A 26,484-nucleotide genomic window follows, 5' to 3' on the forward strand; every position below is an offset into this window, starting at 1 on the left:
CCATTTACTGGATTTAAACATTCGAAAAACTGTATAAAATTTTGTTTTTTACGAGTCTACGCGGATAAGTAAGCCATTTATGTGGATTTTCACTGCAGGCGCCGACTCCTACCGAGGCTAACAGGATGTTGGTCACGAAGGCGTTGCCACACGATGTGGCGCTCTTAGCCTTTGTTCCTCGTGAGCACAATGAGACTTCTCAGGCGTCCGCCTAAGCGGCGGTGAAGGCTCATCGCTTACCCGGTGGAAAGCGTACGACTGCAGTGAAAATCCCGGCGGTCACTAGTCGACGCACTACCACACAGTATCCCTAATTGCGAAAGAAAAGAACTGCCCCCTGTCGAATGACTTCGTAGCAATTCTTCTCTTCCAACTTATTTTAAATCTACCTTTTCCCCAAAGATGATGACACTTTGTCGTTCTGTTACAAATTCCCGTCCATCCCATTTCAAAATGTTTTGCACATATCCTAAAGCTTCTGCTTGATATCTTCCGGCAATTTCTTGTAGCGCGACAAGTTCATACACACCATCACCTGAAAAATCAATTGGATAAAGCCCACTGATGGGTTCTACCCAACCTTCTATTGCCTCTTTCAAAATTCCATTTTCGTCATAGATTTCCGTTAAATATTCCTTATCTTTATACATTAAATCTAATGTATACTTCTTTTGAGGTACGGAGCTAACTATCGTTACTTTATATTGATCTTCATAATTAATTTTATAATCGGTGGTAGCATTATATTCTTCCGAATCAAATACTTGTCGCATTTCCCCTTCAAAAAAGGTAAACAAATATGCGTTAACTGTGCATTCACTTTCACCGGTATCGATAACAACTAATATGTCATCCAACTGATTACCAGTAAAATCTTCCAGGAATAACCGTGGATTATAACCAACAGTTTCTTTTAAAGAAAATCCTTCATATAAATCTACTTTCTTGTTTAAAATATTTAACGTAATATCTTCCCAATAGGAACTTCTTTCCGTCATACTTCCCGTTAAGTAAACGGTTTCCCGGAAACTATCCCCGGTAATATCCCCTCTTTTTTTGTCGATGACCGTCTGACCGTTAGTCCTAGCATGTGTTAAACGACTCAATACTTGCTGCTTTTTTTCTAGTAACTGTTCTTTTGAAGGATATGGTGAACGAAACGAAAGAGCTTTATCAATGGAAGATAAATTTTGTTCTAAATTTCCAGCCTTCCTCTGTGCATCCGATAAATAATACCAGTAATAGGAAAAGTCATTTGTTTGCAATAATTTTTCGTAGTAAGCTGCCACTTTTTTAAAATAATATGGATACACATCTTTTGCCCGCACTAGCTCTCCTTCACTAAAGCGATAAACGTCTACTTTATAAGCATCTCCCGTATCATGCATCCAAATAGCCAGTTCATATTGGCCATCTTTGCCGAATTGATCAGGCATATCTTCTACTTCCAATTTACTATAAATGATATTATTTGTTGGCAATCTTAACATTCCACCGTTTGTCCATTGTAATAAATCTAGCTGCGCGTGCATGTTGTCTATTTGCCAACCGACAATCAATGTATTAACCCAGTTTTCCGTAATTGGTGCTACTCTTAAATCAAAAATGCCATGTCCCCTTCCCTCGATATGTTTTAAAGGTAGCCACTGACTATCATGTTTTTTTAATATTAAAATATAATTCCTCTCTTCATACCTATATGCGCCTATTAGTTCATCCTGTTGATCCCCATCAATATCAGCAAGCAGAATCGCCGCTCTCTTTTGGGGTTGTTGCAATTCTAGAACAGTGGCCCCAAGCGGCAAAAAATCCTGCAGCGTGATTACATAATCGCTCATTGTATCCCCCATTTATATTCATTATTAACTATCATATGCGGGTAAACATAGGTTTTAATCATAGTTTGTGAAGTTTATGTTAGAAGCTCATTCCATACAAAAAGATGCCAAAGAGAAGTATTCTCTTTGGCATCTAATTTCATTCCACTTCCAAATTATTCTACTGGTTTTTCTACATGTAATTCTTATGGTATTTCGGGTAACTCTTCTACAGATGGTTGTGCAGATGGTGCTGGCACATTGATGTACAGTTTACCTGCAGCTTTTTGTCGTGTTTCGTTGTTAAAGCTGTCTACAACTTTCACTTCTAGAACTGCTCCATTCGCTACTGTTTCTGCTGGTACTGTCCAATATCCAACGTAATGACCATTTGCTTGTTCCATCATCGGTAGTTCAGTAGCATTTTGAACTTGACCACCTACATTCGTTAATGGCATATGGATAACGAATGTTGCTTTCAATCCTGGGGTACTGTCAAATTCAATTTTAACGCTTTTACCTGTAGCTAAATATAAATCTTCAGCTGGTGTTACATTTTCAATTACAGGCGCATCGTACTGTGCTGTAACAGTGATTTTTTTCGAAACGCTATTATTCGCTTTATCTTTAGCAACAACTTTAATTTCGTTTGCACCATTTTCTAGAAGAACTCGTTTAGAGTACTTACCATCGACTACTGCTGCATTTTGTCCATTAACCTTTACAATGTCAAGGTTCGCATCTTCAACAGTTCCTTCTATTGTTACGGATTCACGATTTGTTTTGTCGCCATCTTTCGGGCTAACGATTGAAAGTTCTGGTTTTAAAGTATCTAAAATGACTGTGACAGGAGCAGATTCACCTGTTACTCGATCATCTAGAAGGGAAACTACTGTAAATTCATTTACACCTTCTGTTAATTCAGTTGGAATTGTAAATTTCCCATCTGCACCTACGACAACAGATCCTGCAGATTCACCATTTTGTTTCAATTTAATCGTAGTAGTTGGTGATGCAGTCCCTTCTATTGAAATAGATGCTTCATTTGTGACTAAGCCAGCTGTTGGTGCAGTGATAACTGGACCGTGTACTTCATAGCTCACACGAGCACGGATCATATAGTTCCCTTCAGCTGTTGGTGATGGTGACCAAGCGCCAGAAACTCCTTGGTAACTTCTACCTGCATTTGTTCCGGTCTCATCTGTTGCAAGGCCTGGAGTGTTTGGATTTGCAAACGTTTGGCGGTATACCATGAAGAAATCGCCATTCACCACAATGTTGTGTTCGGTCAAATCTACCACAGTCCATTCACCATTACGTAGAGCTGTCGCATCGATCGGACCGGCAAGCTTTTTACCTGGTGTCCCATCAGCTCCTGTTGCATCCCATACTTCCACTGCAAATGCTGTTCCACCTGGTACCGGCCATTCCGTATCCCAGAATCGGAATACCCCATCGGTTACGATACCATTTTCTTTCCCTTCTGGAAGAGACATTTTCACCGCCCAAGCATTACCTGCAGCGTTGAAAGCACGTGCATTTTCAGCAGTTCCGTCGTCGTAACCGATTTCACCACCTGGGTATGTGTAGAACGGCTCAAGCGCAATATTTTGTGTGATTGCTTCCGAACCAATTGCTATACTTACTTCTTGGCTATGGTAGCCACGAGCGATTACTTTTAACGTGTAATCACCTTCATATGCAGTAAGTGAATAATTACCCGCTGCATCTGTTTCAACAGGTGTGATATTTGCATCTTCCACGAGTAACAGAGTTGCCCCAGCAACCCCTTCGCCTGTCGATTGATCAGTGATTGTTCCACTCACTGTATTTTGTGCAACTTCATCTAATGTGAAGTTCGCAGTTGTCGTTCCATCCGCCTCAATTGAAACGGATTGTTCTTCAGAAGTGAATCCATATGCTTCCGCTTTCACTGTGAACGTTCCTGCTCCGTGTGTTAGTGAATAAGAACCATTAGCAGGGTTTGTATAAACCGAGCGTCCTGATTCAAGCACACTCACTTGAGCACCTAATGGTAAAAGTGTTGGGTTCGCAATTTTTTCTACTACTGGTGGTGCTTCTTTAACTGGTAATACAGGGCGGATTGTCGTTGGGTCAATAGATTCTTTTTTAGCAAGTTTATCTTGACCATTTCCGATATTCACCTTGTTATTTCCGTTAATATTGTTACCGCTAGTTGTGTTATTTCCGTTGCTCTCTTTTCCTTTCGCTACTTTGCCAGTTTGTGAAACTCCAGCAAGTGCTACGTCATCGATATACCACCCTTCTCTTACAACGCTTCCGTCAGAAAATGCGTTAAATCCAAGATAGATGCGTTGCCCTGCATAAGCAGACAGGTCCACTTCCGCATCAATCCAACCGTTTGACGCGCCTTGAATCATTAGTAATTGCGTCCACTCTACTTGATCTGTCGAAACAAATACATGACCATAATCCCAAGCTCTTCCCGTCGAAGATTGCTCAAAGCTATGCCATTGTTTGAACTGCAAATAGGAGTTCCCTTCTGGCAAATCGATTGGAGGCATAACTAAAGTAGCGTTCATGCGGTTATCATAATTACCTTCTAAGTTTGTTGCATACACTTTCTCACCAGATGCAGCGTTACCTGGACCTGACGTTGGTACGCCCCATTCCCAGCTATTAGCATCACCAAAAGAAGTCCAGCCAATAGGTGTTGATTCAAAATCTTCAGAGTACCCAACCGTTATGCCAGGCTTCACTTGTACAACGTATTCTTCACTGCTCACTTCGTTATTCCCAAAATCATTGATTGTCCATTTGTACGTGAAGGAGTTACCTGTAATGAGATTACCAGGAATCACTACTCCATACTCACCGGATTTGTAATCACCAGATTTGTGTCCGGCTTCGATTGATTGCCATGCACCATTTGCGTCTTTGTAGTTCAATAGGACAGAAGCAACACTAATGTTATCGCTAACTGCAATTGTTAAATCTAAATCCATGCCAGCGTATGTTTCGCGAGGAGCCGAATGTTCGAATACCGGAGCTTCATTATCGTCTCCTTGCTGCGTCACTTGTCCTTTTAACGTTCCTAGTCCAGTGATGATGGAAGATACAGCCTCATAAGCATCCACTAATCCATATCCGTATCCATGATTAGGAGTTGTTGGGTATTGAGTATCAGTCAATGGATTTGCTGTATTAAGAAGAATTTCTTCCATTTCATCTACCGTCAAGTTAGCGTTTACTTGGCGAAGAAGTGCTGCTACGCCAGATACAGCTGGTCCTGACATAGATGTACCGTTCCAGCCGCCTTCATAATTACCACCCGGTACGGATGAACGGATGTTCACACCCGGTGCCGAGATATCTGGCTTAGTTTCAGCGTATGGTGAAGGTCCACGAAGTGAGAAACTTCCCACTTTGTTATTAATGTCAGTTGCACCCGTGGCAAATGCTTCAGGATAATTTGCAGGTGCTGCAACAGATCCTGCTCCACCTGGGTTTGATAGCGTCGTGTTTCCTGCAGAGAATTCAGGGAAAATTTCTGCCGCGCGCCAGTTTATTACAACTTCACGATACCATTCATCAAGACCTGGACCGCCACCCCAAGAGTTATTCACAACATCCGGAGCCATGTCAACACGTGCATTTCCATTTGCGTCTGTCGGTGCTAAAATCCACTGCGCGGCTTCTAGTAGGTCAGTGTCTGACCCACCGTTTGCTGTAAATGCTTTTACTGCAATATATTTTGCTCCTGGCGCTACACCAATTTGGTTTGCACCATTTGGTTCACTTCCAACCATTGTTCCTGTTACGTGCGTACCGTGTTCGATATCATCATATGGTATAGCCCGTCCAGCAGCCGTTGCATCGTACCAGTTAAAGTCATGGGAAACTTGTCCAGTTGCTTTATTGTAACCACGGTATTTTTCTTTTAAGGCTGGGTGATCCCATTGAACCCCCGTATCAATGCTTGCTACAACTGTTCCTGCTCCGTCAATGCCCATTGCCCAAACGTCTGGAGCTTTCACACGCTCAATATTCCACTCAATATTTGCAACTTCTGCTTTAGGTGTCACAGCGTTTTCTGTTTTGGTTACAAATAATTGACGGGTTTCATTTGGCAAAACCTTTTCAACTTCTGGGAACGTTGCAATTTTTTCAGCAACCTCTTTAGTTGCCGTTACTGCCATTCCATTCACAATGTAATACGATGTAATATCTTCAGCATTCCCCTTAGCTGCTTCCTGTTCAAGGAATCGTTTTACTGATTGTTGCGATTCAAGAGAAGTTGTCTTTAATTCGGATACAACAGCAGAGCGCTGAATGAGCTTCGTATTATGTGCTGATAAATTTGCAGCGTCTGCACCTTTGCGAGCTTCAGCTGCTACTGCTTCTGAATCTGTTTTTTCTTTGAATTTGATTAGGAATGTTACTTTTTCATCTTCTTTGAAGTTTTCCAGTAACCGACTGCTCAACTTATCTTTTACAGAAATCGAATTTGAGCTCGAATCTCTGAAAGATTGGTGAAGCTTACTGGTCGTTTCGGCACTAACTACGTTTGGCGCAATTAGTGAAAACGTCATTAGTAAAGATGCAGCAATACTGAGTGCTTTAGTTGAACTATTTTTCCTCCCCATTTTCTTTCCTCCTTTGAATTTTCCAACGATTTTAGTACCTAGTGAGAAGCTGATAGTCTTTTAGATTATCTAAAAAAGACCAAACAAAAACACCTTCGCCCCCTTTCCCAAACAGTCATTTAGGTAAACAGAATCAATGGTGTCATTCGTGTATCTCTTGTTGTTATTAACACTATATAGGAAACGAACTGCAAGTCTTGTCTATTTTTGTCGACAGATATCCAAATATTCCAAAATAATAGTTATATACTATTTTATATCTTTTATTGAATAGTTAAAAAGTCACTCAGATTTATAGATGAGAGTAAGTATAATATGCATGGAATTATTGATATTACTGTATTCACAAAATATTACAGTTTTATGTTAAGCAAGTTCAATTTTGTTACTTTTTTGAAAAATAATTAATTAAACCTACTAAACTAGATAAGGGTAATTCGGCTATTTAACTTTCGTTCATTTTTCCAATCACTTAAGACTATATATTTGTTATTTTTATATTTTTTTATATTACTTAATACTTTAAGAGAGATGAATAATGTGTATTTTTAACCACTACTATTAGAATGAATTTTTGCGGAGAAATAGTCATTAAAAAGAATAATTATAATATATGTGGTTTTTGCACAGTCCTAGATTGCGCCAAAACCTGCACCGGACACTCGGCTTAACCTAGAACTCTTTCAGTTGTGTATAATACATGTAACGATGGGAGTGTGATCGAATGAATTCAACTGAACGAAATTTGGAAGAAGAAGTAGATGAAGAATTCCTCGAGTTTGTGTTAGAGGCACAACAAGAAGCACTGGCTAAAGAAGCACAAAACAAGAACAATCCTAAACCAAGGCATCGCTTTCCTAGATGGATATTTTGGATAATGGCAACCGTATTATTCGTCAATACATTTGCAGTTATCTTTCAAATATATTCCATTCCTGCAATTGAGTTTATTAAAACTTCTGCAAGGTTATCGGCACAAGAAGATATTGCACACTATAAAAAGTCGGTCGTTATCGTGTTAACGGACGATGGCAAAGGAACCGGATTTTCGATAGCTGGCGACGGAACGATTTTAACAAACTATCATGTCATTGTAGGAAATGATAGGGTAACGGTTGGGTTTCCAGAGGACGGGCGTTTTAAAGCAACCGTTGTACATACATATCCATCAGTAGATCTTGCTGTTTTAGAAATTGAAGGGGAAAAGTTGCCATATCTTGACCTTGCCGAACGGCCAACTTATGAAGAAGGAGATCCTATTACGTTTATCGGGAATCCTTTAAGTTTCACTGGCATTGCAAACGAAGGTAAAATTATTGATTACTATCAGCTAAGTGATTGGGATGTACCTGTTATGATGATGGAAGCACCAGTTTATCGTGGAAATAGTGGCAGCCCTGTTTTAAATAATGAAGGTCAAGTAATTGGCGTCGTATTTGCCACAATGGATCATAAAGAGCACGGAAGAGTTGGTCTCTTTGTGCCAATTGAGGAGTATTACAAGGAAAATACCTCTTTGGAATAAATAAAAACGCAGGTAGAAATGGTCCATTTTCTACCTGCGCATTCATGTACTACAGCAAATATTTTTCTCGCCAAGCTAAACGCTCTTTTTCATTCACCTTGTTTTCCACTACTTCATCCCATCTTTCAAGCAATGTATTCCAGACACGGGCGTAGAAAATATTCTCCTCTTTATTATGAAGAATAAATTCAAAGCATGGAATATCATCGACATACAGATCTGTCGTCGACTGAATCTCGGATATAACTACTTGTTCATCCCCTTCAGCCGTTTCTACACCCTTAGTTTGAAGTGCATCGATCACTTGCTCATGCTCAAAAGAAAGCTCTGCATCCAAATAATCTTCTTTTACATATCTAAAAGTTGTAAGCTCTGCCTCCCCGTCCATGGCAGGCTTGATATCCCCGGGTAAAAATGCTTCGTGAGTAGTGCTGTATAAAACAATCTGTGATTCCATATCTTGTTCCTCTTCAAAAATTCCATCTTCAAGCTGTTGATTTCCCTTAGATGTTAATACAAATAATCCATCTTTTTTCTCTATTAAACGAGTTCTGCTCATAATGTTGATTAAATCCTCTACGAAAAGCTGCTCCACAAGTAACAGCTCACTTAATTGCGCCGCTTCTGCAATTTCTGCTTTTTGAAATGCAATGAGCATCATTTTCATGAGAACATCCATTTTCGTCCTTTTCACGGGTTTGTATTCAACTTCTATAGAATGAATCGGCAAACTCCATCTAGAGGAATGCAAGATTTTCACTTTATTGTTTTGTTGTAGTTCATTTTTTAAGCGTTTCTCCAAATTTTTCATATTATTTTATACCTCTATGTTACTTTTTCTTCTGACCACGGTGGTCTCGGTAACCATTCTGTTTTTTGACGGTATGAAGTAATCGACTATACATATCTCTAGAATCTTTATGTTTCGCACGTGTAGTGAACATATTGGCACTTCCAACTAAAACGAGCAATTCTCTTGCTCGTGATAGCGCAACATTCAATCGTCTATAGTCATTGGCGAATCCAATATCGCCGCTCTTATCTTGATTGTTCCGGACCATACTTAATATGATGACGTCCATTTCCATTCCTTGGAACTTATCAACTGTTCCTGTTCGGAAGTTTAAATGTTGAAAGTTAGTTTCTTGTTGTATTAATCGGTCTATTCGCTTCACTTGTTCTCCGTAAAAACTTATGACCCCGATACTTTTTCGCTCCTCTTTTGCTATTCTACCCTCTTTTTTAGCAGTTTCTGTAGCTCTATTTAAGTCAATTAATACTTCTCTTATTGTATCGAGCTCCGCCTGGTTAAAACGGCTTTTTCCATTTTTCATTCGTTCTTCAAAATACTGCTTTTCATTTGGCATATCCAGCCACAACAGATGATCTTGCCGTTTCACATAATGCGAATCGAGTGAATGATCACGCATAGCATCGGAGTCTACTAACCCACATTGCAGGCGATAATTTTCTTCCTCATAAAATGGAGTGATCGTTTCCATAATGTTTGCATGCATTCGATATTGAATAGCTAGCATTGTTTTATTTGTCTTCGGTAAGTTTTTAAATAGTCGTTCAAACAAAGACTCTTTCAAGAGCTTCTTCAATTCATCTTTTTCTTCAAAGCTGTCACTTTCTTCTAAAATAGCTTGAAGCGTTTCTTCTAGTGTATCTTCCCCAACAAGCGGTGGCAGTTGATGATGATCTCCAACTAAAATGATTTTCTTTCCTTTTAACATTGGTAGTAATAGCTCTGGTGGTGTCGCTTTTGATACTTCATCGATAATAACAACGTCAAAAGTAGGATAATTGTCCATAAATTCTTTTCGTGCAGACGCTACACATGTTGTTCCAATAACGTTTGCATGTCGTACATACAGTTTTCGTATTTCATCTAAGTCATGATCATTTGCTTCTGAAAGCATCGTAAACCATTCACTTTGAAGAGACTGTTTTATTGGTAAACGTTCTTTTGCTTGCTCAGTAGCCTTTATTTTTTCTTCCAATTCAGCCATTTCTACTAACGCTTTTTCACGTGCTTCTTCAGGATTTTGTTTTAACAACTCTTCTAAAGATTTTAAATGTTTTTCTTGCTCTAGTCCTTCCGAATTCACTTGTTTCGTTTCCTGCTTATTTTGTTCTAGTTGCTTTAAAACTTCCTCCAGCTGTTCGCTTGAAACTTTGAATTCGCCCTTCTTCACTTCCAGTTGAGTAGTATTTTGCGCAAGTGTATCTTTTACTTTATTCGATTCAAGCATGGCGCTTTCTTTTTCTTGCAATTGTATTTGAAGCTGTTGTAAATCAGGAATATTATCAGAACTGCCTATTTGACTGTGTAGTTCCGCCACTTTTTTTTGCAGCTTTTGCAGTTCTTCATTTTGGATAATCCCTTTACTCTTCCTTTCATTTGTCGATTGTTCGATCATTCGTTTGTCTTGTTTTACCTGCTCAGTAAGTTCAGCTTTAATCGAAATGAATAAGTTAGCCGAATCGGATTTAGCTTTTTGTAATATGGCTCCTTGCTTCCAGACGAATTTCCTTCTTACATTTAAGCCTTCTAAATAGACTTCTAATCGCTCTATATTAGCTGATCCCGAAGTTAACAGGCGTTTCATACTGTCAATAAACTGATGAATTTCTTTTACAGAATAGGTAGAGTCAAATACTACTCCACTACTATTTACATGACTTTTTACAGTCTCAAGCGAAACATGATTCTTTTTTAATAAACCTTCTATGTATCCAATTGCAGATAGTAGGCGTTTATTTAATTCTTCCCACTCAGTAAAAGATATTATAGTTTCAATAAGCTTGTCCAAATTAGTTATTTGTTGCTCTAACATATAGGAAGGGGCGATTTCATAATCGTTCATACGAATTCTGAGCAAGTCAATTTTAGAAATGGAATGTAGTTCACTTGAAAATTGTTCCAAACGATTGACTTTAGATTGTGCAACTTGATATGCATGCCTTGTTTCAGCTAGTAATCCTTCCACATTTCTGCTTTCTTGCAATGTCTGTTGGTAATTTAATTGTTGTCTAGTTTGGGCGATTTCCAATTGAAGTCGTTCTACCTTTTCTAATAACGCTTCATTAGTAGGATTAGCCTCGATAAATTGTTCCATCTGTTCGATTTCACTGGAGTATTCGTCTGTTATTTGTTTCAAATGGGCATGATTCTTATCTAGTTCTTCTCGTTCTTTTTTTAGTTGGATTAAACTTTTTTTCAGCTCTTTAATTTCCTTCATTCTTTCTTCGAATTCAATTTGAGCCCGTTGTTTTCGTTCTATTTTTTCTTTTAATAGAGCAACTTGCTGCCCAAGAGATACTGTCTGTTCTTTATAAAGGGCGATTTCTTCTATTAATTGTTTATCTTTTAGCGGATGGCTACTGATTTCTTCTTGCAAAGCGTTTAATGTTTGATCTTTCCAATACTGACCAACATTTTCTTCGATAAATCTTTTTCCTTCTTCTTCAATGCTTTCTGTTCGGCCAAACCGTAATATGCGAATGTCCTTATTGGAGAGTAGTCGACTAAGTGCATTATCAACAGCTAGATTCGATTGGGAAGCAACTAGCGTCTTGAGTCCTGCTTTTGCATTCTGCTGACAGATTTCAGAAATTACGGTAGTTTTCCCTGTTCCCGGTGGACCTTGTATGACATATAAATCCTCTGCAGACATCGCTCCAATAACCGCTTCTTGTTGAAACTGGTTTAACTGATTATGAAATTCTAATTCCTTTTGCTTACTTGCTATTTGTATAACTGGACGTTTTTCAAATAAAATATTTTCTAAATTAGCATTTGCAGCAAGACCGTTTTGTAAATCTTCAAATCCTTTTCGAAGTCTCCGGATCTGGCTAAGTGTGGAGAAGTTGCTAAACACTACTTCTTTCCATTTCGGGTTCCACTGATTTCTTCTTGCCATTTCTTGAAATCTCGGTTTCATCTCAATCTCTATTGTTTTCTTTGCTCGATCTACTTTTAACACTTCTCCTATATCGTTTTGAAAGCCTTTAATAGAAGTACTAAGTCCTTTTAATTTATTCCATTCATTTTCTTTTACATTACTCCCGATAAGCGTCAGTCTAGTGAAATCTTCATTGAAAACGAATTTTGATAAAGTTGACGTTATATCCGCAATATCGGCATTGCGTTCTTGTATTTTCAAATACCCTTCCCAGCTAGAAATTCGTTTTTTTACGTACTCCGATCTTTCTTCCGCAACGGGTAATTCTCGTATGCTCGTATGTAATTGAATCGGCATTCCTGCTCCATTACTACGAGCTGTAACAAAATGCAAATCCACGGAAAGACGTCTATTTGTCTTTACCGGAACTCTTGTGCCTCGTACATAAAAGTTAGTCGCGAGTAATCCGTCCGATTGAAGTACACAATCCATAACCCCAACTCGACCTTCTAATTTTTCTGCTAAAGCATCGTTCGAAATATTATCAAAATAAAGCGAAACTGGTGTATTTCCATGAGTATTCACTGGACGTTTTTCTATATGCACTTTAAAAGATGGTTGCATTCTAAAAAAGGCATGTTCATCAGCAGCCCATTCCTGGATTCCACTGCGTGCTTTATTCGTCACCATTAGATTACAGCGCATTGTTGTTACTGGGATTGACACTTGTCTCATGCACATGCCTCCTTTCTAAAAGGGTGAACGATTAACAAAACAAAAGAGTACCCATCTCGATTTTTAAAAAATCGGGTACTCTGTAATAGTTTTATTATACCCCTAAATGAGCAAAAAAGAACTGACAATACTATGAAAACGAATGAATTTAGAAGCTCTTACATTAGTAGTAATTAGGAGAATAATTATAAATTTGAACATTTTGTGAATTTCTAGTTGATATCCTATTAATATTCTAATATCATTAATTTACATCTTAGAATAGAACGGAATATTCGGAAATAACATTAAATTTTGTAGGGGGAATGGAAAATGGCGAAAAAACTGGAAAGCGATTTCAGTCCAACGGCTACACAGAAGGATAAAGCTTTTTCAGAAGATGAAATAGTACATACTAATCCTGAAGTATCTACTACACCGAATTATGTCGCTATTGCAGAAAGTACAGAGTTTCAGTCGTTAAAAACGAAAAAAAGAAAATTTATTTTACCGGTCTCTATATTTTTCTTATTATGCTATATTATGTTACCTATTTTAACTTCTTACACAACCATATTAAACAGAAATGCATTTGGTGATGTCGCATGGGTATGGGTTTACTCCATCGCACTTTTCATCATGACATGGACATTATGTATGATTTATGTCCGCAAAGCAAATGGATATGATCGTGAGGCGGAAGAAATTATCGAAAAGGAAAAGGCTGGTGGCTTTAAATGAATGCACTAGGATTATCATTCTTTGTAGGAATTGTCGCATTAACATTATTCGTAACATATATCGCCTCTAAACGCACAAACTCTGCTAGTGAGTTCTATACAGCTGGTGGTGGTTTATCCGGCTGGCAAAATGGAATTGCTATTGCAGGCGACTATTTATCTGCCGCATCTTTCTTGGGAATAGCCGGCGCTATTGCGCTTTTTGGTTTCGATGGTTTCTTCTATAGTATTGGTTATTTAGTAGCTTACTTAGTTGTGTTGTATATCGTTGCAGAGCCACTTCGAAACTTAGGACGCTATACATTAGCTGACATGATTATGGCTCGCTTCGATCAAAAAAAGATTCGTGCTGCAGCGGCTATTAGTACGTTAACGATTGTTTTATTTTATATGATTGCACAGCTTGTTGGTGCAGGTGCACTTATTCAATTATTATTAGGAATCGATTATTGGATCGCCGTTTTACTTGTTGGGATTATGATGACGATTTATGTGTTATGGGGAGGAATGGCTGCCACAAGTTGGGTACAAATTATTAAAGCCGTGTTACTAATGGTTGGTACTGTTATTATCTCTTTCCTTGTATTATGGAGATTTAACTTTAATATTTTTGGTATGTTTACAGAAATGAAGTCTATTACAGCTCACGGGGAAGCATACTTACATCCCGGTGTAAAATATACGAATGGTTTAGATACATTATCCATGATGATTGCACTAGTACTGGGAACAGCTGGTTTACCGCATATTTTAATGCGTTTCTTTACGGTAAAGGATGCTAAAACTGCTCGCAGCTCAGTAGTCTACGCAACATGGATTGTAGGTATTTTCTATATACTTACTATTTTCTTAGGATTTGGTGCTGCAGCATTCGTAGGTTCAGAGGCTATTATTGCGGCAAATCCAGCTGGCAATATGGCAGCCCCTTTGCTTGCACAAGCTTTAGGTGGCGACTTACTTATGTCTTTCGTTTCAGCAGTTGCCTTTGCAACTATTTTAGCCGTAGTAGCGGGACTAGTGTTATCTGGGGCTTCCGCATTTGCACATGATTTATATGGGCAAATTATCAAAAAAGGTAAAGCAACGGAAAAAGAACAAATGAAAGCTGCACGTCTGGCTTCTATTGGGGTTTCTGTATTTTCTATTCTTCTTGCTTTAGGTGCACAAACGATGAACGTTGCGTTCTTAGTTTCACTAGCTTTCTGTATTGCAGCTAGTGCCAATTTACCGGTAATCATTTATACGATTTATTGGAAGAACTTCAATACAACTGGCGCAGTGACTGCCATTGTTACTGGTCTTGTATCCGCATTAGTGCTTGTTTTATTAAGTCCAAACGTGTGGGCTGCAGATGGCTCTCTATTCTTTACAGGAGAAGCATTGTTCCCTCTAACGAACCCTGCAATAATCTCGGTTCCAGCTGGTTTTATCGGTGGTTGGATAGGGACACTTGTTGGATCACGTGCGGATCAGAAGAAATATGCGGAAGTGGATGTTAAAGCGAATATTGGGTTGAAATAAACATAAGCGAAGGGTTTCATAGCCCTTCGCTTTTTTTTACTATACGAATACTTTTTGATAGATTGAAACGATATCATTCATGTTCGCTTTTCTTGGATTAAATGGAAAAGTCCCAACATCATCCATTGCATCTTTTGCTAGTTCTTCAATCATTGGATGCGTAAAATTGATGTTTAAATGCTTGAAGGTGGAAGGAATGTTTAGCTCTGCATTGAATTTATGCACAACATTTGAAACTTGACTTGCCGCTTCTTTATCATCAGTACCTATAAGAGTTGAATCAAAAAGTCTAGCTATTTCGGCAAACTTCTCTATATTAGTTACTTTGTTAAATTCTAAAACGTAAGGTAAAATAACAGCATTTGCTACGCCATGTGGAACGCCATATCTAGCGGACATCGGATGTGAGCAAGAATGCACGATACCTAGCTTTCCATAGTTAAAGGCAAAACCAGCTAACGTACTTGCTAAATGTACTTGTGCACGTGCCTCACGATCTTCATTGTTCCTATAGCTAGATGGTAAATTGTTCACTAACATTTTCATTGCTTGCATAGAAAAGCTTTCAGAAAAAGGATTTGCTGCATTCGATGTATACGATTCTATTGCATGAACTAGTGCGTCCATACCAGTAGAGGCAACAATATGTGCCGGTAATGTATATGTTAAAGTTGGATCCACCATTGCATATCGTGGTTGAATATATGGGGAAGCAATAATGTATTTTCTTTTTGCTTGTGGATCGGTAATGACAGACACAGGAGTAACTTCAGACCCCGTCCCAACAGTTGTTGGTATTGCAATAATAGTTGGACACTTCTTGTGTAATGTTTCTTTTCCTCTTCTATAATCTAGAATATGTCCGCCATTACCAACTACTGCACTCACCCCTTTAGCAAAATCCATCGCACTTCCCCCACCTAATGCGATAATTAGTTCACAATTACCTTTTACGTAAACTCCCATACCTTCCATAACAGTGGAATCTAACGGGTTCGTCTCTACATCTGAAAATATCTCAAATGTAATGTTATTGTCCTCTAATATATCAATCACTTTATCTAAAATACCGGAGGACACTATTCCTGGATCTGTAGCAATAAAAATTTTCGAACAACCTTGTTCTTGAATAATAAGTGGTAAGCTCTTATTAACGCAATCTTCACCGAAAATCAAATTTGTTGCCAATAAACTATTAAAATTAGACGTGTGAAGTTCCAAATTAGCCTTCCTTCCTTTTTGAATGCTTAAATCCAATTAGATTGTTATTTTCCATCCATTGAACTAATGATTCTAAGTCTTGACTATTTTGCTTTCGAATTTCTTTTGAAGGGAGCGCCCACTCATAAAATCCTTTGCCAGTTTTGACACCTAGGTCTCCATCAGCTACTTTTTCTTGGAGTAGTTTCGACGGTTCCGTCCGATTATCTAGTTCCTTATATAAATAACTAGCTGCGTCAAGATGTATGTCTAATCCATTTAAATCTCTTTGTGCAAAAGGACCATTTAATAATAAACGTATGCCAAGAGCATATTGCGCTACTACATCAATATCTTCTGCCGAGGCAACATCCTTTTCTAATAAGGATATCGCTTCTCTTGCCATTGCATGTTGTAATCTGTTTCCTATAAAACCTGGTATATCTTTATTAATAACAACTGGAATTTTCCCCAATCCTTTTAACCAATCAGTAATTGCTTGAACTACTAAAGTGGAGGTTTCATTTCCCTTTATTACCTCCACAATTGGTATCAAATTTGCTGGCATATAGAAATGCATGCCAATAAATCGATTAGGATATTTCAATTCACTAGACAACTGATTAATTGGTATTCCAGAAGTATTTGTTGCTATAACCACTTCGCTAGATAACTGCTCTTCTATTTCTTTGTATAGCTTCTTTTTTAATCGCTCATTTTCAGGAATGGCTTCCACAATAAGTGAAACGTCATTTAATCGTTGAAGATCTGTTTGAATTACTAATCTTGAACATTCTTCCTCTGTCCAGTTTTGCCTTACAAACAACTCAATTTTTTCAAGGGTATCTCGCTCTTTATCAATTAAAACCACTTGGCATTCTTTCGTAATGAACAACTTGGCAATATCCAATCCCATCGTTCCAGCACCAATGACTGCTAATCTATTAAAGGCACACAATTCCTTCATTCCTTCCATTATAAAATCATCTCTTTATTTCAATAATGAAGGTAACCAAGTAGATAATATCGGTACATAAGTAATGATGAGTACATCTAAAATTAATATTAAAATTAGCGGTATTGCATACTTGGCAATTCGCATAATACTAACATTGGTTAATTTGGAAACTACAAATAAATCAATTCCTACAGGCGGCGTTACTAATCCAATAGCTAGATTACATACCATAATAACCCCGAAATGGACAGGATCTATTCCTAAGTTAACTGCAGTGCCTAGTAATAATGGAACTAAAATTAGAATTGCTGCGCCACCTTCTAAAAACATACCTGCAACAAATAATATGATGTTAACAAGGAATAAGAACGCATATTTACTTGAAACTAATGATGAAATCGATTCGTAGATCATATCCGGAACGCTATTAATGCCGATAAAAAACCCAAATAAGCCAGCTGCACCAATTACAAACATAATAACGGAACTATTTACTGCACTATCCTTTAACACTTTTCCTAACTGTTGTGGCGTAATATCTCTATATATAAACATACCTACAACTAGAGAATACACAACAGCTACTACCGAAGCTTCCGTTGGAGTGAAGACACCCGTGTAAATCCCACCCAATACAATAAGTGGCATTAAGATGGCCAATATCGCTTCCTTAAAAGCTTTTAGTACACTAGGGAAACTCTGTTTTTCTTCCCCTACATAACCATTTCTTTTTGCAATAATAATTGCACTAACTAATAAAGAAAAAGTAATTAGCAACCCAGGAATAATTCCTGCTATAAATAGATCACCTATAGATACCTCTGCTGCAACTCCATAAAGAATCATAGCAATACTCGGCGGTATAATAATCCCTAAAGCACCAGCTACTGCTTGATTGGCTGCGGCATACTCAATTTTGTAGCCTTTAGCGATCATCGCCGGTATTAAGATGGAACCAATCGCAGCAGTAGTTGCAGCCCCCGAGCCAGAAATTGCAGCAAAAAACATAGACGTTACAATTGCTACCATAGCAAGTCCACCTGAGAAGTGCCCTACTAGTGAACTAGCAAAATTAACAAGTCTTTTAGACATACTACCAATACCCATAATGTTCCCAGCTAATATAAAGAATGGAATAGCCATTAGCGGAAACGAATTTAGTGAAACAAAAATTCTCTGAGGAACAATTTCCATTGGAAGGGTTTCATGAAGAAATATCCCTAAAACCGTCGACAAACCTAGTGATACTGCTATTGGTACTCCTAAAAACATGAGTACAAACAATGAAATAAAGAATGCAATTAACACTTATTTCTCCCCCTTCCCAATGATTTCTTCCACTATACAAGCTAAGGAATTTAATAACAGTAATATTCCACCAAGCGGTAACGCTAAGTAAATGTACTTCATAGATAAACCTAATCCCGGTGCAAGTTGGTTACTAAAACTTTGCGCCATGGAATAACCATATTTAATTAAGATGACAAAAAATACAATTGATATAATGTGAATAGTAATGACAACCACTTTTTTAGATAAATTCTCCACTTTCTCTAATAAAATTTCAATTGCAATTAGTTCATTATGTCTTAAGGCAATAGAAGCACCAATCATAATCATAAAAATCATTAAAAATCTAGATAATTCCTCTGACCAAGATAAAGAAGAACCAACAACAAAACGTGAGAACACTTGCCAAAAAATAAGTGCTGTCATAATGGCCAATAAAAGAGTTAATATATAGCCCATTACTTTGTTTAATCGATCAACAAAACGTAAATAAGTTCTCAAAATAGATTCCAAAATTCACCACACCCCTTATGTATTTATAAAATACTCTCGTTTATTGCTAATTGAATTATCTTCAAATGAAAATCATTTTTTTATTTGCATAGAAAGAGATTTCACTTGAAAATGTAAGTGCTTTCAAAATTCACGGAAGAAATATTTTATATAGACTGTAATTGATTTACCTATAAGCGAGATCAAAATAATTTGAGCTCGCTTTGGTAAAAGTTAGAATGGTTTAATAAGGTGTATTACGAATTTTGTCGATAAGCTCTTCGCCAAGCTTTGGTGCCCATTTAGTATAAACACTTTCCGCACTAGCTTTAAAAGACTCTTTATCAGGAGATGTAATTGTAATTCCTTCAGATTGTAGAAATTCTAATGCCTCTTCCACTTTTTGTTTGTTAAATTCTCTACCTTTTACTTCTGCTACTTCTGCTGCTTTTAATATAGCTGTTTGTTGTTCTTCAGTTAAACGATCGAAAGTTGCTGTACTTATTGAAATTGGTGCTGCACTAAAACGGTCTTCAATTTCTGCTACATAGTCTTGGACTTCGTAAATTTTAGAAGACTTAATAGTAGCAGCTGAGTTCGAATGTCCATCAATTACCCCTTGTTGCAAGCCTGTAAATACTTCCGTCCATGCCATCGGAGTTGGCTCTGCACCATATGCTTTCCATGTATCAATTTGAATCTCATTTTCCTGAACACGGATTTTCATTTTCTTAACGTCTTCTACAGAATTGATAATGTTATTTGATGTAGTTGCTACGAAACCGTTTTCAACCCAGCCTAAAATTTTGACATTTGTTGCAGTTTCAAACTTTCCATTCAATTCTTCACCAATTGCACCGTCCAAAACACTATAAACGTGATCTGTATTATCAAACAGAAATGGCAAGTCAAAAATGTTAAATTCCGGAACCCAGTTCCCCATAGGTCCCGCGGATTGAATAGCCATGTCTACAGAACCTAGACCCATTAGTTCAAACACTTCACGTTCACCACCAAGGGAGTTGTTCCCATGAATTTTTACGGTCATTTTACCATCTGTTAATGTTTCTAATTCTTCTTTGAATGCCGTCGCCGTCAGCCCGAATTTTGCATCTTCAGGTTCTGGGATACTTAAATCCAATACTATTTTATCACCATTATTTCCTACATCTTCTTTCGCTTCACCCTCTTTTGAACTACAGCCGGCTATAAAAGCGACCATTAAAGCAATCATTAATACTAAAAATTTCTTCATCCATACCCCTCCATATTTGTGAATCAATTTTATATCTTGAAACAGATAACATCTGCCTTAAAATATTTTCTTTAGACGGTAATTATATGATGTTTATATAATTTTAAAAAATCAGAATTTCGTTGGCGGATAAGCAATTTATGTCTTTCCAAGTTTCAATTAAAATCACTATTTTTTCTTAAATTAACTCGTTGCCCCGCTTCAACAATATATTTTGTAGAAATTTCATATTTCTCCAATAAAGCTTCGTTACTTGCAGATTCTGAATTACGATCTTTAACACCTACAAATTCAATAGGAGTTGGTGCATTTGCTGCTAATATTTCTGCTATCGCACCACCTAAGCCTCCATAAATACTATGTTCTTCTACAGTAACAATCGCTTTCGTTTTTACAGCCATTTCGATAATTAGTTCTTGATCGATTGGTTTTATAGAAGGTAAATGAACTACCGCAGATGATATATTGTTTTGTTTTAATATTTTCGCGGCTTCAAGAGCACGACTTGTCGCAGTTCCAGTAGAGATAATCGTTAAGTCCGTTCCCTCGTTTAGAACAACTCCTTTATTTGGTTTGAAAACATATGAATCATCGAATAGGATAGGATAATTATCTCGAGCTAATCGAATATATACTGGTCCATCATATTGATTTGCCCATTCCATCATTTTAGCTGTTTCAACTGAATCTGCTGGTGCTAAAACCGTCATATTAGCTAAACTTCTAAAGATTGCAATATCCTCTAACGCCTGATGTGTTTTTCCTGTTACCCCTGTCAACAATCCACTATAAGCGCCAATCATTTTTACATTTAATTTTGGTTGTGCAATTTGCACTTGAATTTGGTCTAAAGCACGCTTTGACATGAATGCTGCAAAGGTAACTGCCCATGGCTGAAGTCCAGTTGTTGCTAAACCGGCAGCAACACTTAACATATTTTGTTCTGCTATACCCATCTGTAAAAACTTTTGTGGACATTCTTTCGCTACCTTTTCAATTTTAGTTGAAGTAGCCAAGTCTCCGTCCAATACAAAAACTCTAGGATCGTTTACAGCTAACTGATAAAGTGTTTCACTAAAACTGTCACGCATGGATGCCGTTTTAAGTTGGGAAGCTTGCATTATAAGTCACCACTTTCGTCTAATTCTTTTAATGCCAATGATAATTCTTCGTCTGTAGGGATTCTAGAATGCCATAAATAATTATTTTCCATGAAACTAATTCCTTTACCCTTTACTGTATCTGCAATAAGTATCGTCGGTTTTTGTTTTACTAACTTCGCCTGTCTAAAGCCCTCCAAAATGTCTTCAAATGAGTGCCCATCTATTCGAATAACATTCCAACCAAAGGACTCCCATTTTTCTTCTACCAAGTCATTTGGAACAGCTCGCTCGGTATTTGTTCCTACCCAACCATATTGTTGAAGTTTATTGTAATCTAAAATAACTACAAGATTATCTAACTCGTATTTTGAGGCTATAAATGCAGCTTCCCATACTTGCCCTTCTTGGGACTCGCCATCACCAATCATGCAATAGGTTCTAAATGATTGATCTTGTACTTTCGCACCTAGTGCCATTCCAACCGCTGCCGAAATACCTTGACCTAGAGATCCTGTCGACATTTCAATCCCAGGTAATATTTTCATATCTGGATGGCCTTGTAACCTTGAATCTAAAGAGTCAAAAGTGTATAGTTCCTTTTGATCAAGATAACCTTTTTCTGCTAGTACAGCATATAACCCTATAGCTGAATGCCCCTTTGACAAAACAAAGCGGTCACGATCAACTTTATATGGATTAGTTGGTTCAACATTCATTTCTTTAAAGTAAAGTGCTGTTAATACATCAATTGCCGATAGTGGACCTCCAATGTGACCAGCGCCGGCATGGTGAACAACCTTTAATAAACTTTTTCGAGCAGCTTTCGATTTTTCTTCTAACAATGTATTGTTACTTGACATATAAATCCTCCTCATTATCTCTAAAGAAAGCGCTTAACCAAATTAGGAAAAAAATAAATTCCAGTACACGTTGAATTTATTTACACCCTATTCATTTATAAGCTCAACCTCAAATCACAACCAAATATCATAAAATACTGATATGCTGCTGTTCTAAGTCAAATTCAGGCTTAATGATATCGCCTTTTACTAATGGGTTAATATAATCTAGAAATTCTTCTTTCATTGCCTTTTTTTGCTCGTCATACCAATGTATCGGAACCTTTTTCTCAATTCCAACGACTTTACTTAAAGGAACTGAACTATATACAACGTTATATTCTGATGTATTTGTTCTAGAAATTGTAACCATTACACTGTTTCCATTATTTAGTGCTACTTGCCATGCTCTGTACCCTAAATTATATGCTTCGTTCACATCAGTTAAAGAAATGTATCTAGAACTACTTCGTTGCCAAATACTCGTGTCTATACAGCGAGTTCCAATATTTAAATTGTTATCAATTTCGTCTTTTAAAAACCAGGATACCCCGCCCAACTTTGGTCTATTTAAACTATCAAGTTGTAACGTTTTTGATATAATGAGCTCATCCTGCTCATCTCTTATTCCCTCTGAAACAATTAGTAAAGTATGATAATTATTATTATAATTATGCTCAATAACTTCAAGACAATTACTCAAACTAAACGGGCTCTCTGGGATATATATTAATTGTTTGCAATTTGAAGATTTCTGTTCCGCTAGCGAGCATGAAGCTGCCAGCCACCCTGTATTACGTCCCATGGTTTCCATAATCGTCACCTTTTTAGGCGACTCGTAACTGACGATATCCAGTGTAATATCTTCCGTACATGCTACTAAAAATTTCGCAGCACTCGCATATCCAGGAGAGTGATCAATTTTATCCAAATCATTATCTATTGATTTAGGAATACCAATAGTACAAAGTGGGTAATTTAATTCCCTTGCGTAAATACTTATTTGCTCCGCAATATACATAGATCCATTTCCACCTATATAAAAACAATGGGTAATATTGAATGCTTTAAATATTCCAATTATTTTACGCAGATGAAATTCCTCTATTTTTAAACGACATGTTCCAAGCATAGCACCGGGAGTATATTTAATTGACCTTAGTTTTTCTTTCGTCAAAGTATCCAAACGCACTAAAGAATTATTCAATAACCCTTTCAATCCACCCTTTGCTCCGAAAATCTTCATATTTGGGTTATTAAATTCCAAAATTGCCTCTACAATCCCCACCAAAGAACTGTTTATAACAGCTGTCGGTCCTCCGGATTGGATAATAACGGCATTTCCTTTTAAAATAATAATCACCTCCACTCAAGTTAAGCGCTTAACCTTCCTGCAAATTAATATAAATCAATTTTTCCGAATTTTCAACCATAATTTTAAATTTTTTTTACACTGTCCCTTTCAATTAATTCCGTTTTTAGAATAATCGTATGGTTTTGGGTATCACCATCTATTGCACTCATAAGTAAATTCACTGCTTCATTAGCTATCTTTTTTTTAGGTTGAGCAATTGTGGTTAAAGCCGGATTAATGATTTGAGCTATGAGCGTATCATCAAAACCTATCACAGATATATCATCTGGAACAACTAAACCCATTTTCTGACTCGCTTTAATTGCTCCTACCGCCATCATATCATTACAAGCAAAAATAGCTGTAGGAGCTATTTTTGATTCTTGCATTATTTGTTGCAAGCTATCATGTCCTGCTTGAATCGTAGATTCTTTTGCGTAATAAATTTCCAATGGAATGGGTAATTGATGATCTTTCATTGCATCGGAGTAACCTCTAAACCTTTCTCTATTACTCCAAATATCCCTAGCAATAATCGAAATTCTTTGATGTCCTTGTTGAATTAAGAATGAAGTTGCTTGATACCCTGCTTCATAATCATGAATGGCTACTAAATTGACTGGTACTTCAGGATAGTTTCTAGCTACAATTACGACTGGTACCTCCTCATCCATTAATTTTTGAACCGTTTCAAAATGTTCAAAACCAGAAGCTAAAATAAAGCCATCCACATTTTTTTGCATCAATAAGGAAATATACATATCCTCTTTTTCTTTTAAATAATCTGTGCTGCAAATTACAACATTATAATCATATTCATTGGCTTTATCTTCTATGTATCTAGCCAACTCCGAAAAGAACGGGTTTGCTAAATCTGGAAGGATAAATCCTATCGTTCGAGTATTTTTGCCCATTAAAGCAGAGGCGATTAAACTTGGTTTGTAATCCAACTCTTTAATGATATCGTTCACCTTTTTTTTAGTCTTATCGCTTATTCGACCGGTATTATTAATAACTTTGGATACCGTAGCAATTGAGACATTGGCTGCCTTAGCAACATCGTAAATATTGACTTTCATAACAATTCTCCTCATAGATTAGTTTTAATGCTTACCCTCAGTTTCACAGTTTAGTTCATTTGTTGAGTAAACGTAAATACTTTATTTCCCATAAACTTCTTAGAATAAGTTTCTATCTCTAATAGTTAGCTATAATAGCATATTATACAAGTCAATCTTATTAACAATTCATTATTACAAATATTTTCACATTGACTTTTTTTCTTTTTGCTATCTATAATCTTAATTAATCAATATATTTTAAATATTCAGAGGAGGAACTATTAATGACTATAAAAGGACATATGATTATTAATGGCGAAGCAGTTACAACCATTGATCAAATTGACGTTATAAACCCCGCTACACAAGAAACGGTCGGAAGCATACCAAACGGTAACGAAAAAGAAGCCTTATTGGCTACTGACGCTGCCTTTGCAGCATTGGAATTATGGTCTGCATTAACTGCTGGTCAACGTTCAGATTTATTATATAAATGGTTTCATTTAGTTGATCAGAACAAAGAAATTATTGGGGAAATTATGACAAAAGAACAAGGTAAACCATTAGCAGAAGCGATTGGTGAAGTCGATTATGCAAATAGCTTTATTTCCTGGTACGCAGAAGAAGGAAAACGTATTTATGGTCAAACACTTCCCTCTTCAAGCGTGGTTAAGCGCTTACTCGTTACAAAACAGCCAGTTGGGGTGATTGCAGCTATTACACCTTGGAATTTCCCAGCTGCAATGATTACACGAAAAGTAGCGCCAGCACTAGCAGCAGGATGTACAGCAGTAATAAAACCAGCTTCTTTAACACCGTTAACTGCAATAAAATTAATTGAATTAGCACATGAAGCAGGCATCCCAAAAGGCGTACTTAATCTAGTAACTGGTAACTCAAGTGCAATCGTTGGAGAATGGATGAATGATAGTAGAATTCGTAAAATTACATTTACCGGTTCAACAGAAGTTGGAAAAAAATTAATGGCACAAGCTTCCCATAATGTAAAAAAACTATCATTAGAGCTTGGCGGGCATGCACCTTTTATCGTTACGGAAAACGCAAATTTGAAATTAGCTGCTGAACATTTAATTAAATCGAAGTTTCGAAATGCTGGTCAAACATGCGTATGTGCTAATCGTATTTATGTTCACGAAAGTGTTGAACAGGAATTTACTAATATATTTAAAGATGAAGTACAGAAACTGAAAGTCGGTAATGGTCTGGAAGAGGGCATTCATATTGGACCTTTAATTGACCAACATGCAGTCGATAAAGTGAAATCCCAGTTAGCAGATGCTGTGAATAAAGGCGCTAAAGTTATTACTGGTGGAGAAGAAATTACAAATTCAAACGGTTTCTTCTTAACACCAACTGTCCTGGTTAATGTAACCGACGATATGGAATGTATGTATGAAGAAACATTTGGACCCCTTGCACCAATTACAACATATAAAACAGTAGAAGAAGTGATTAGCCGAGCAAATGATACGCCATTTGGTTTAGCTGCCTATGTATTTTCTGAAAAACTATCAGAAGCAATCCATATTTCTGAGAAATTAGAATATGGAATTGTTGGACTAAATGATGGTGTACCTTCGACAGCACAAGCCCCATTTGGTGGATTTAAAGAAAGTGGATTAGGTCGTGAAGGTGGACTTTGGGGCATCGAAGAATTTTTAGAAGTAAAATTCATTTCAATTGGAATGGAATAATTAAAAAACATAACTAGTCTTTTGGTGTGTCTTGTTTTTCGGTGCCTTGTAGGAGCGTATAGGGATACTGCGTGGTAAAAGAGCTATTAGGTGACCGCTAGGATTTTCACTGCAGTCGAACACTTTCCGCCGGGTGAGCGATGAGCCACCCCCGCCGCTTAGGCGTCGTAGGGATGTCTCATTTGCCCACTCATCCGGCAGGAGTCGTCGCCTACAGCGAAAATCAACGGAAATGGCTTACTTATCAGCTTCGGCTCGTAAAAAAACAAAATTTTATACAGTTTTTTCTTATGTGTAAAGCCAGTAAATGGCGAAGAGCAACTAATTGGTCATTGAAAGCAACCAGTTCTATTCAGAAAGC

General features: G+C 37.3%; 17 protein-coding genes. 4 read left to right on the forward strand and 13 right to left on the reverse strand.

Annotation, left to right across the window (positions count from 1 at the left end):
- Nucleotides 1-374 precede the first annotated feature (374 nt).
- Nucleotides 375-1,838, reverse strand: a complete 1,464-nt coding sequence (locus tag FG383_RS21400; RefSeq protein ID WP_246097052.1) for a hypothetical protein — start codon at nucleotides 1,836-1,838, stop codon at nucleotides 375-377.
- A 185-nt stretch (nucleotides 1,839-2,023) separates the two neighbouring features.
- Nucleotides 2,024-6,445, reverse strand: coding sequence for a S8 family peptidase (locus FG383_RS17900; RefSeq protein ID WP_142608767.1), 4,422 nt, complete (start codon nucleotides 6,443-6,445; stop codon nucleotides 2,024-2,026).
- 724 nt (nucleotides 6,446-7,169) lie between these two features.
- On the opposite strand from FG383_RS17900, the gene FG383_RS17905 reads away from it, so the two are divergent.
- Nucleotides 7,170-7,970 carry a S1C family serine protease gene (locus FG383_RS17905; RefSeq protein ID WP_142608768.1) on the forward strand — a complete coding sequence of 267 codons (801 nt, stop codon included), beginning with the start codon at nucleotides 7,170-7,172 and terminating at the stop codon, nucleotides 7,968-7,970.
- Nucleotides 7,971-8,019: 49 nt separating this feature from the next.
- On the opposite strand, the gene FG383_RS17910 is transcribed toward FG383_RS17905, so the two are convergent.
- Nucleotides 8,020-8,781, reverse strand: a complete 762-nt coding sequence (locus tag FG383_RS17910; RefSeq protein ID WP_142608769.1) for a hypothetical protein — start codon at nucleotides 8,779-8,781, stop codon at nucleotides 8,020-8,022.
- Between the two features lie 19 nt (nucleotides 8,782-8,800).
- A complete protein-coding gene (locus FG383_RS17915; protein WP_185908002.1) occupies nucleotides 8,801-12,616 on the reverse strand; it encodes a DEAD/DEAH box helicase in 3,816 nt (1,271 codons plus the stop codon).
- Between the two features lie 312 nt (nucleotides 12,617-12,928).
- Between FG383_RS17915 and FG383_RS17920 the strand changes: the two genes are divergently transcribed.
- Both FG383_RS17920 and FG383_RS17925 read left to right on the forward strand, forming a co-directional pair.
- Nucleotides 12,929-13,336, forward strand: coding sequence for a DUF485 domain-containing protein (locus FG383_RS17920; RefSeq protein WP_142608771.1), 408 nt, complete (start codon nucleotides 12,929-12,931; stop codon nucleotides 13,334-13,336).
- Complete coding sequence (locus tag FG383_RS17925) at nucleotides 13,333-14,856, forward strand: solute symporter family protein (protein ID WP_142608772.1); 1,524 nt, start codon at nucleotides 13,333-13,335, stop codon at nucleotides 14,854-14,856. The genes FG383_RS17920 and FG383_RS17925 overlap by 4 nt, the downstream gene beginning before the upstream one ends.
- Before the next feature lie 39 nt (nucleotides 14,857-14,895).
- Here the strand turns inward: FG383_RS17925 and FG383_RS17930 are convergent, their stop codons facing one another.
- The 9 genes from FG383_RS17930 to FG383_RS17970 form a co-directional block, all read right to left on the reverse strand.
- Complete coding sequence (locus tag FG383_RS17930; protein ID WP_185908003.1) at nucleotides 14,896-16,077, reverse strand: iron-containing alcohol dehydrogenase family protein; 1,182 nt, start codon at nucleotides 16,075-16,077, stop codon at nucleotides 14,896-14,898.
- Nucleotide 16,078: 1 nt separating this feature from the next.
- Nucleotides 16,079-17,032, reverse strand: a complete 954-nt coding sequence (locus FG383_RS17935; RefSeq protein ID WP_142608774.1) for a 3-hydroxyacyl-CoA dehydrogenase NAD-binding domain-containing protein — start codon at nucleotides 17,030-17,032, stop codon at nucleotides 16,079-16,081.
- 15 nt (nucleotides 17,033-17,047) lie between these two features.
- On the reverse strand, nucleotides 17,048-18,322 hold the full coding sequence (locus FG383_RS17940) for a TRAP transporter large permease (protein ID WP_142608775.1): 1,275 nt from the start codon (nucleotides 18,320-18,322) through the stop codon (nucleotides 17,048-17,050).
- Nucleotides 18,323-18,817 (reverse strand): TRAP transporter small permease, encoded by a 495-nt coding sequence (locus tag FG383_RS17945; protein ID WP_142608776.1) that lies wholly within the window; start codon nucleotides 18,815-18,817, stop codon nucleotides 18,323-18,325.
- A gap of 223 nt (nucleotides 18,818-19,040) precedes the next feature.
- The gene (locus tag FG383_RS17950) at nucleotides 19,041-20,051 is read right to left on the reverse strand and encodes a TRAP transporter substrate-binding protein (protein WP_142608777.1); all 1,011 of its coding nucleotides are present in this window, start codon (nucleotides 20,049-20,051) and stop codon (nucleotides 19,041-19,043) included.
- Nucleotides 20,052-20,206: 155 nt separating this feature from the next.
- Nucleotides 20,207-21,172: a transketolase family protein gene (locus tag FG383_RS17955; RefSeq protein WP_142608778.1), complete on the reverse strand. Its 966-nt coding sequence runs from the start codon at nucleotides 21,170-21,172 to the stop codon at nucleotides 20,207-20,209.
- A complete protein-coding gene (locus FG383_RS17960; protein ID WP_246097053.1) occupies nucleotides 21,172-22,014 on the reverse strand; it encodes a transketolase in 843 nt (280 codons plus the stop codon). The genes FG383_RS17955 and FG383_RS17960 overlap by 1 nt, the downstream gene beginning before the upstream one ends.
- A gap of 127 nt (nucleotides 22,015-22,141) precedes the next feature.
- Nucleotides 22,142-23,362, reverse strand: coding sequence for a diphosphate--fructose-6-phosphate 1-phosphotransferase (locus tag FG383_RS17965; RefSeq protein ID WP_142608780.1), 1,221 nt, complete (start codon nucleotides 23,360-23,362; stop codon nucleotides 22,142-22,144).
- A 68-nt stretch (nucleotides 23,363-23,430) separates the two neighbouring features.
- Entirely contained in the window at nucleotides 23,431-24,426 is a 996-nt protein-coding gene (locus FG383_RS17970; RefSeq protein ID WP_142608781.1) for a LacI family DNA-binding transcriptional regulator, read from the reverse strand.
- 266 nt (nucleotides 24,427-24,692) lie between these two features.
- Here FG383_RS17970 and FG383_RS17975 point away from each other — a divergent pair, with 266 nt between their 5' ends.
- Nucleotides 24,693-26,123, forward strand: coding sequence for an NAD-dependent succinate-semialdehyde dehydrogenase (locus FG383_RS17975; protein ID WP_142608782.1), 1,431 nt, complete (start codon nucleotides 24,693-24,695; stop codon nucleotides 26,121-26,123).
- Nucleotides 26,124-26,484 lie beyond the last annotated feature (361 nt).

Source organism: Psychrobacillus soli (assembly GCF_006861775.1).
GTDB classification, from domain to species: domain Bacteria; phylum Bacillota; class Bacilli; order Bacillales_A; family Planococcaceae; genus Psychrobacillus; species Psychrobacillus soli.

Bases quoted from the DNA above. Each gene is read 5' to 3' on its own strand.
- FG383_RS21400 (WP_246097052.1), bottom strand. From the start codon at position 1,838: ATGAGCGATTATGTAATCACGCTGCAGGATTTTTTGCCGCTTGGGGCC.
- FG383_RS17900 (WP_142608767.1), bottom strand. From the start codon at position 6,445: ATGGGGAGGAAAAATAGTTCAACTAAAGCACTCAGTATTGCTGCATCT.
- FG383_RS17905 (WP_142608768.1), top strand. From the start codon at position 7,170: ATGAATTCAACTGAACGAAATTTGGAAGAAGAAGTAGATGAAGAATTC.
- FG383_RS17910 (WP_142608769.1), bottom strand. From the start codon at position 8,781: ATGAAAAATTTGGAGAAACGCTTAAAAAATGAACTACAACAAAACAAT.
- FG383_RS17915 (WP_185908002.1), bottom strand. From the start codon at position 12,616: ATGAGACAAGTGTCAATCCCAGTAACAACAATGCGCTGTAATCTAATG.
- FG383_RS17920 (WP_142608771.1), top strand. From the start codon at position 12,929: ATGGCGAAAAAACTGGAAAGCGATTTCAGTCCAACGGCTACACAGAAG.
- FG383_RS17925 (WP_142608772.1), top strand. From the start codon at position 13,333: ATGAATGCACTAGGATTATCATTCTTTGTAGGAATTGTCGCATTAACA.
- FG383_RS17935 (WP_142608774.1), bottom strand. From the start codon at position 17,032: ATGGAAGGAATGAAGGAATTGTGTGCCTTTAATAGATTAGCAGTCATT.
- FG383_RS17950 (WP_142608777.1), bottom strand. From the start codon at position 20,051: ATGAAGAAATTTTTAGTATTAATGATTGCTTTAATGGTCGCTTTTATA.
- FG383_RS17955 (WP_142608778.1), bottom strand. From the start codon at position 21,172: ATGCAAGCTTCCCAACTTAAAACGGCATCCATGCGTGACAGTTTTAGT.
- FG383_RS17960 (WP_246097053.1), bottom strand. From the start codon at position 22,014: ATGTCAAGTAACAATACATTGTTAGAAGAAAAATCGAAAGCTGCTCGA.
- FG383_RS17970 (WP_142608781.1), bottom strand. From the start codon at position 24,426: ATGAAAGTCAATATTTACGATGTTGCTAAGGCAGCCAATGTCTCAATT.
- FG383_RS17975 (WP_142608782.1), top strand. From the start codon at position 24,693: ATGACTATAAAAGGACATATGATTATTAATGGCGAAGCAGTTACAACC.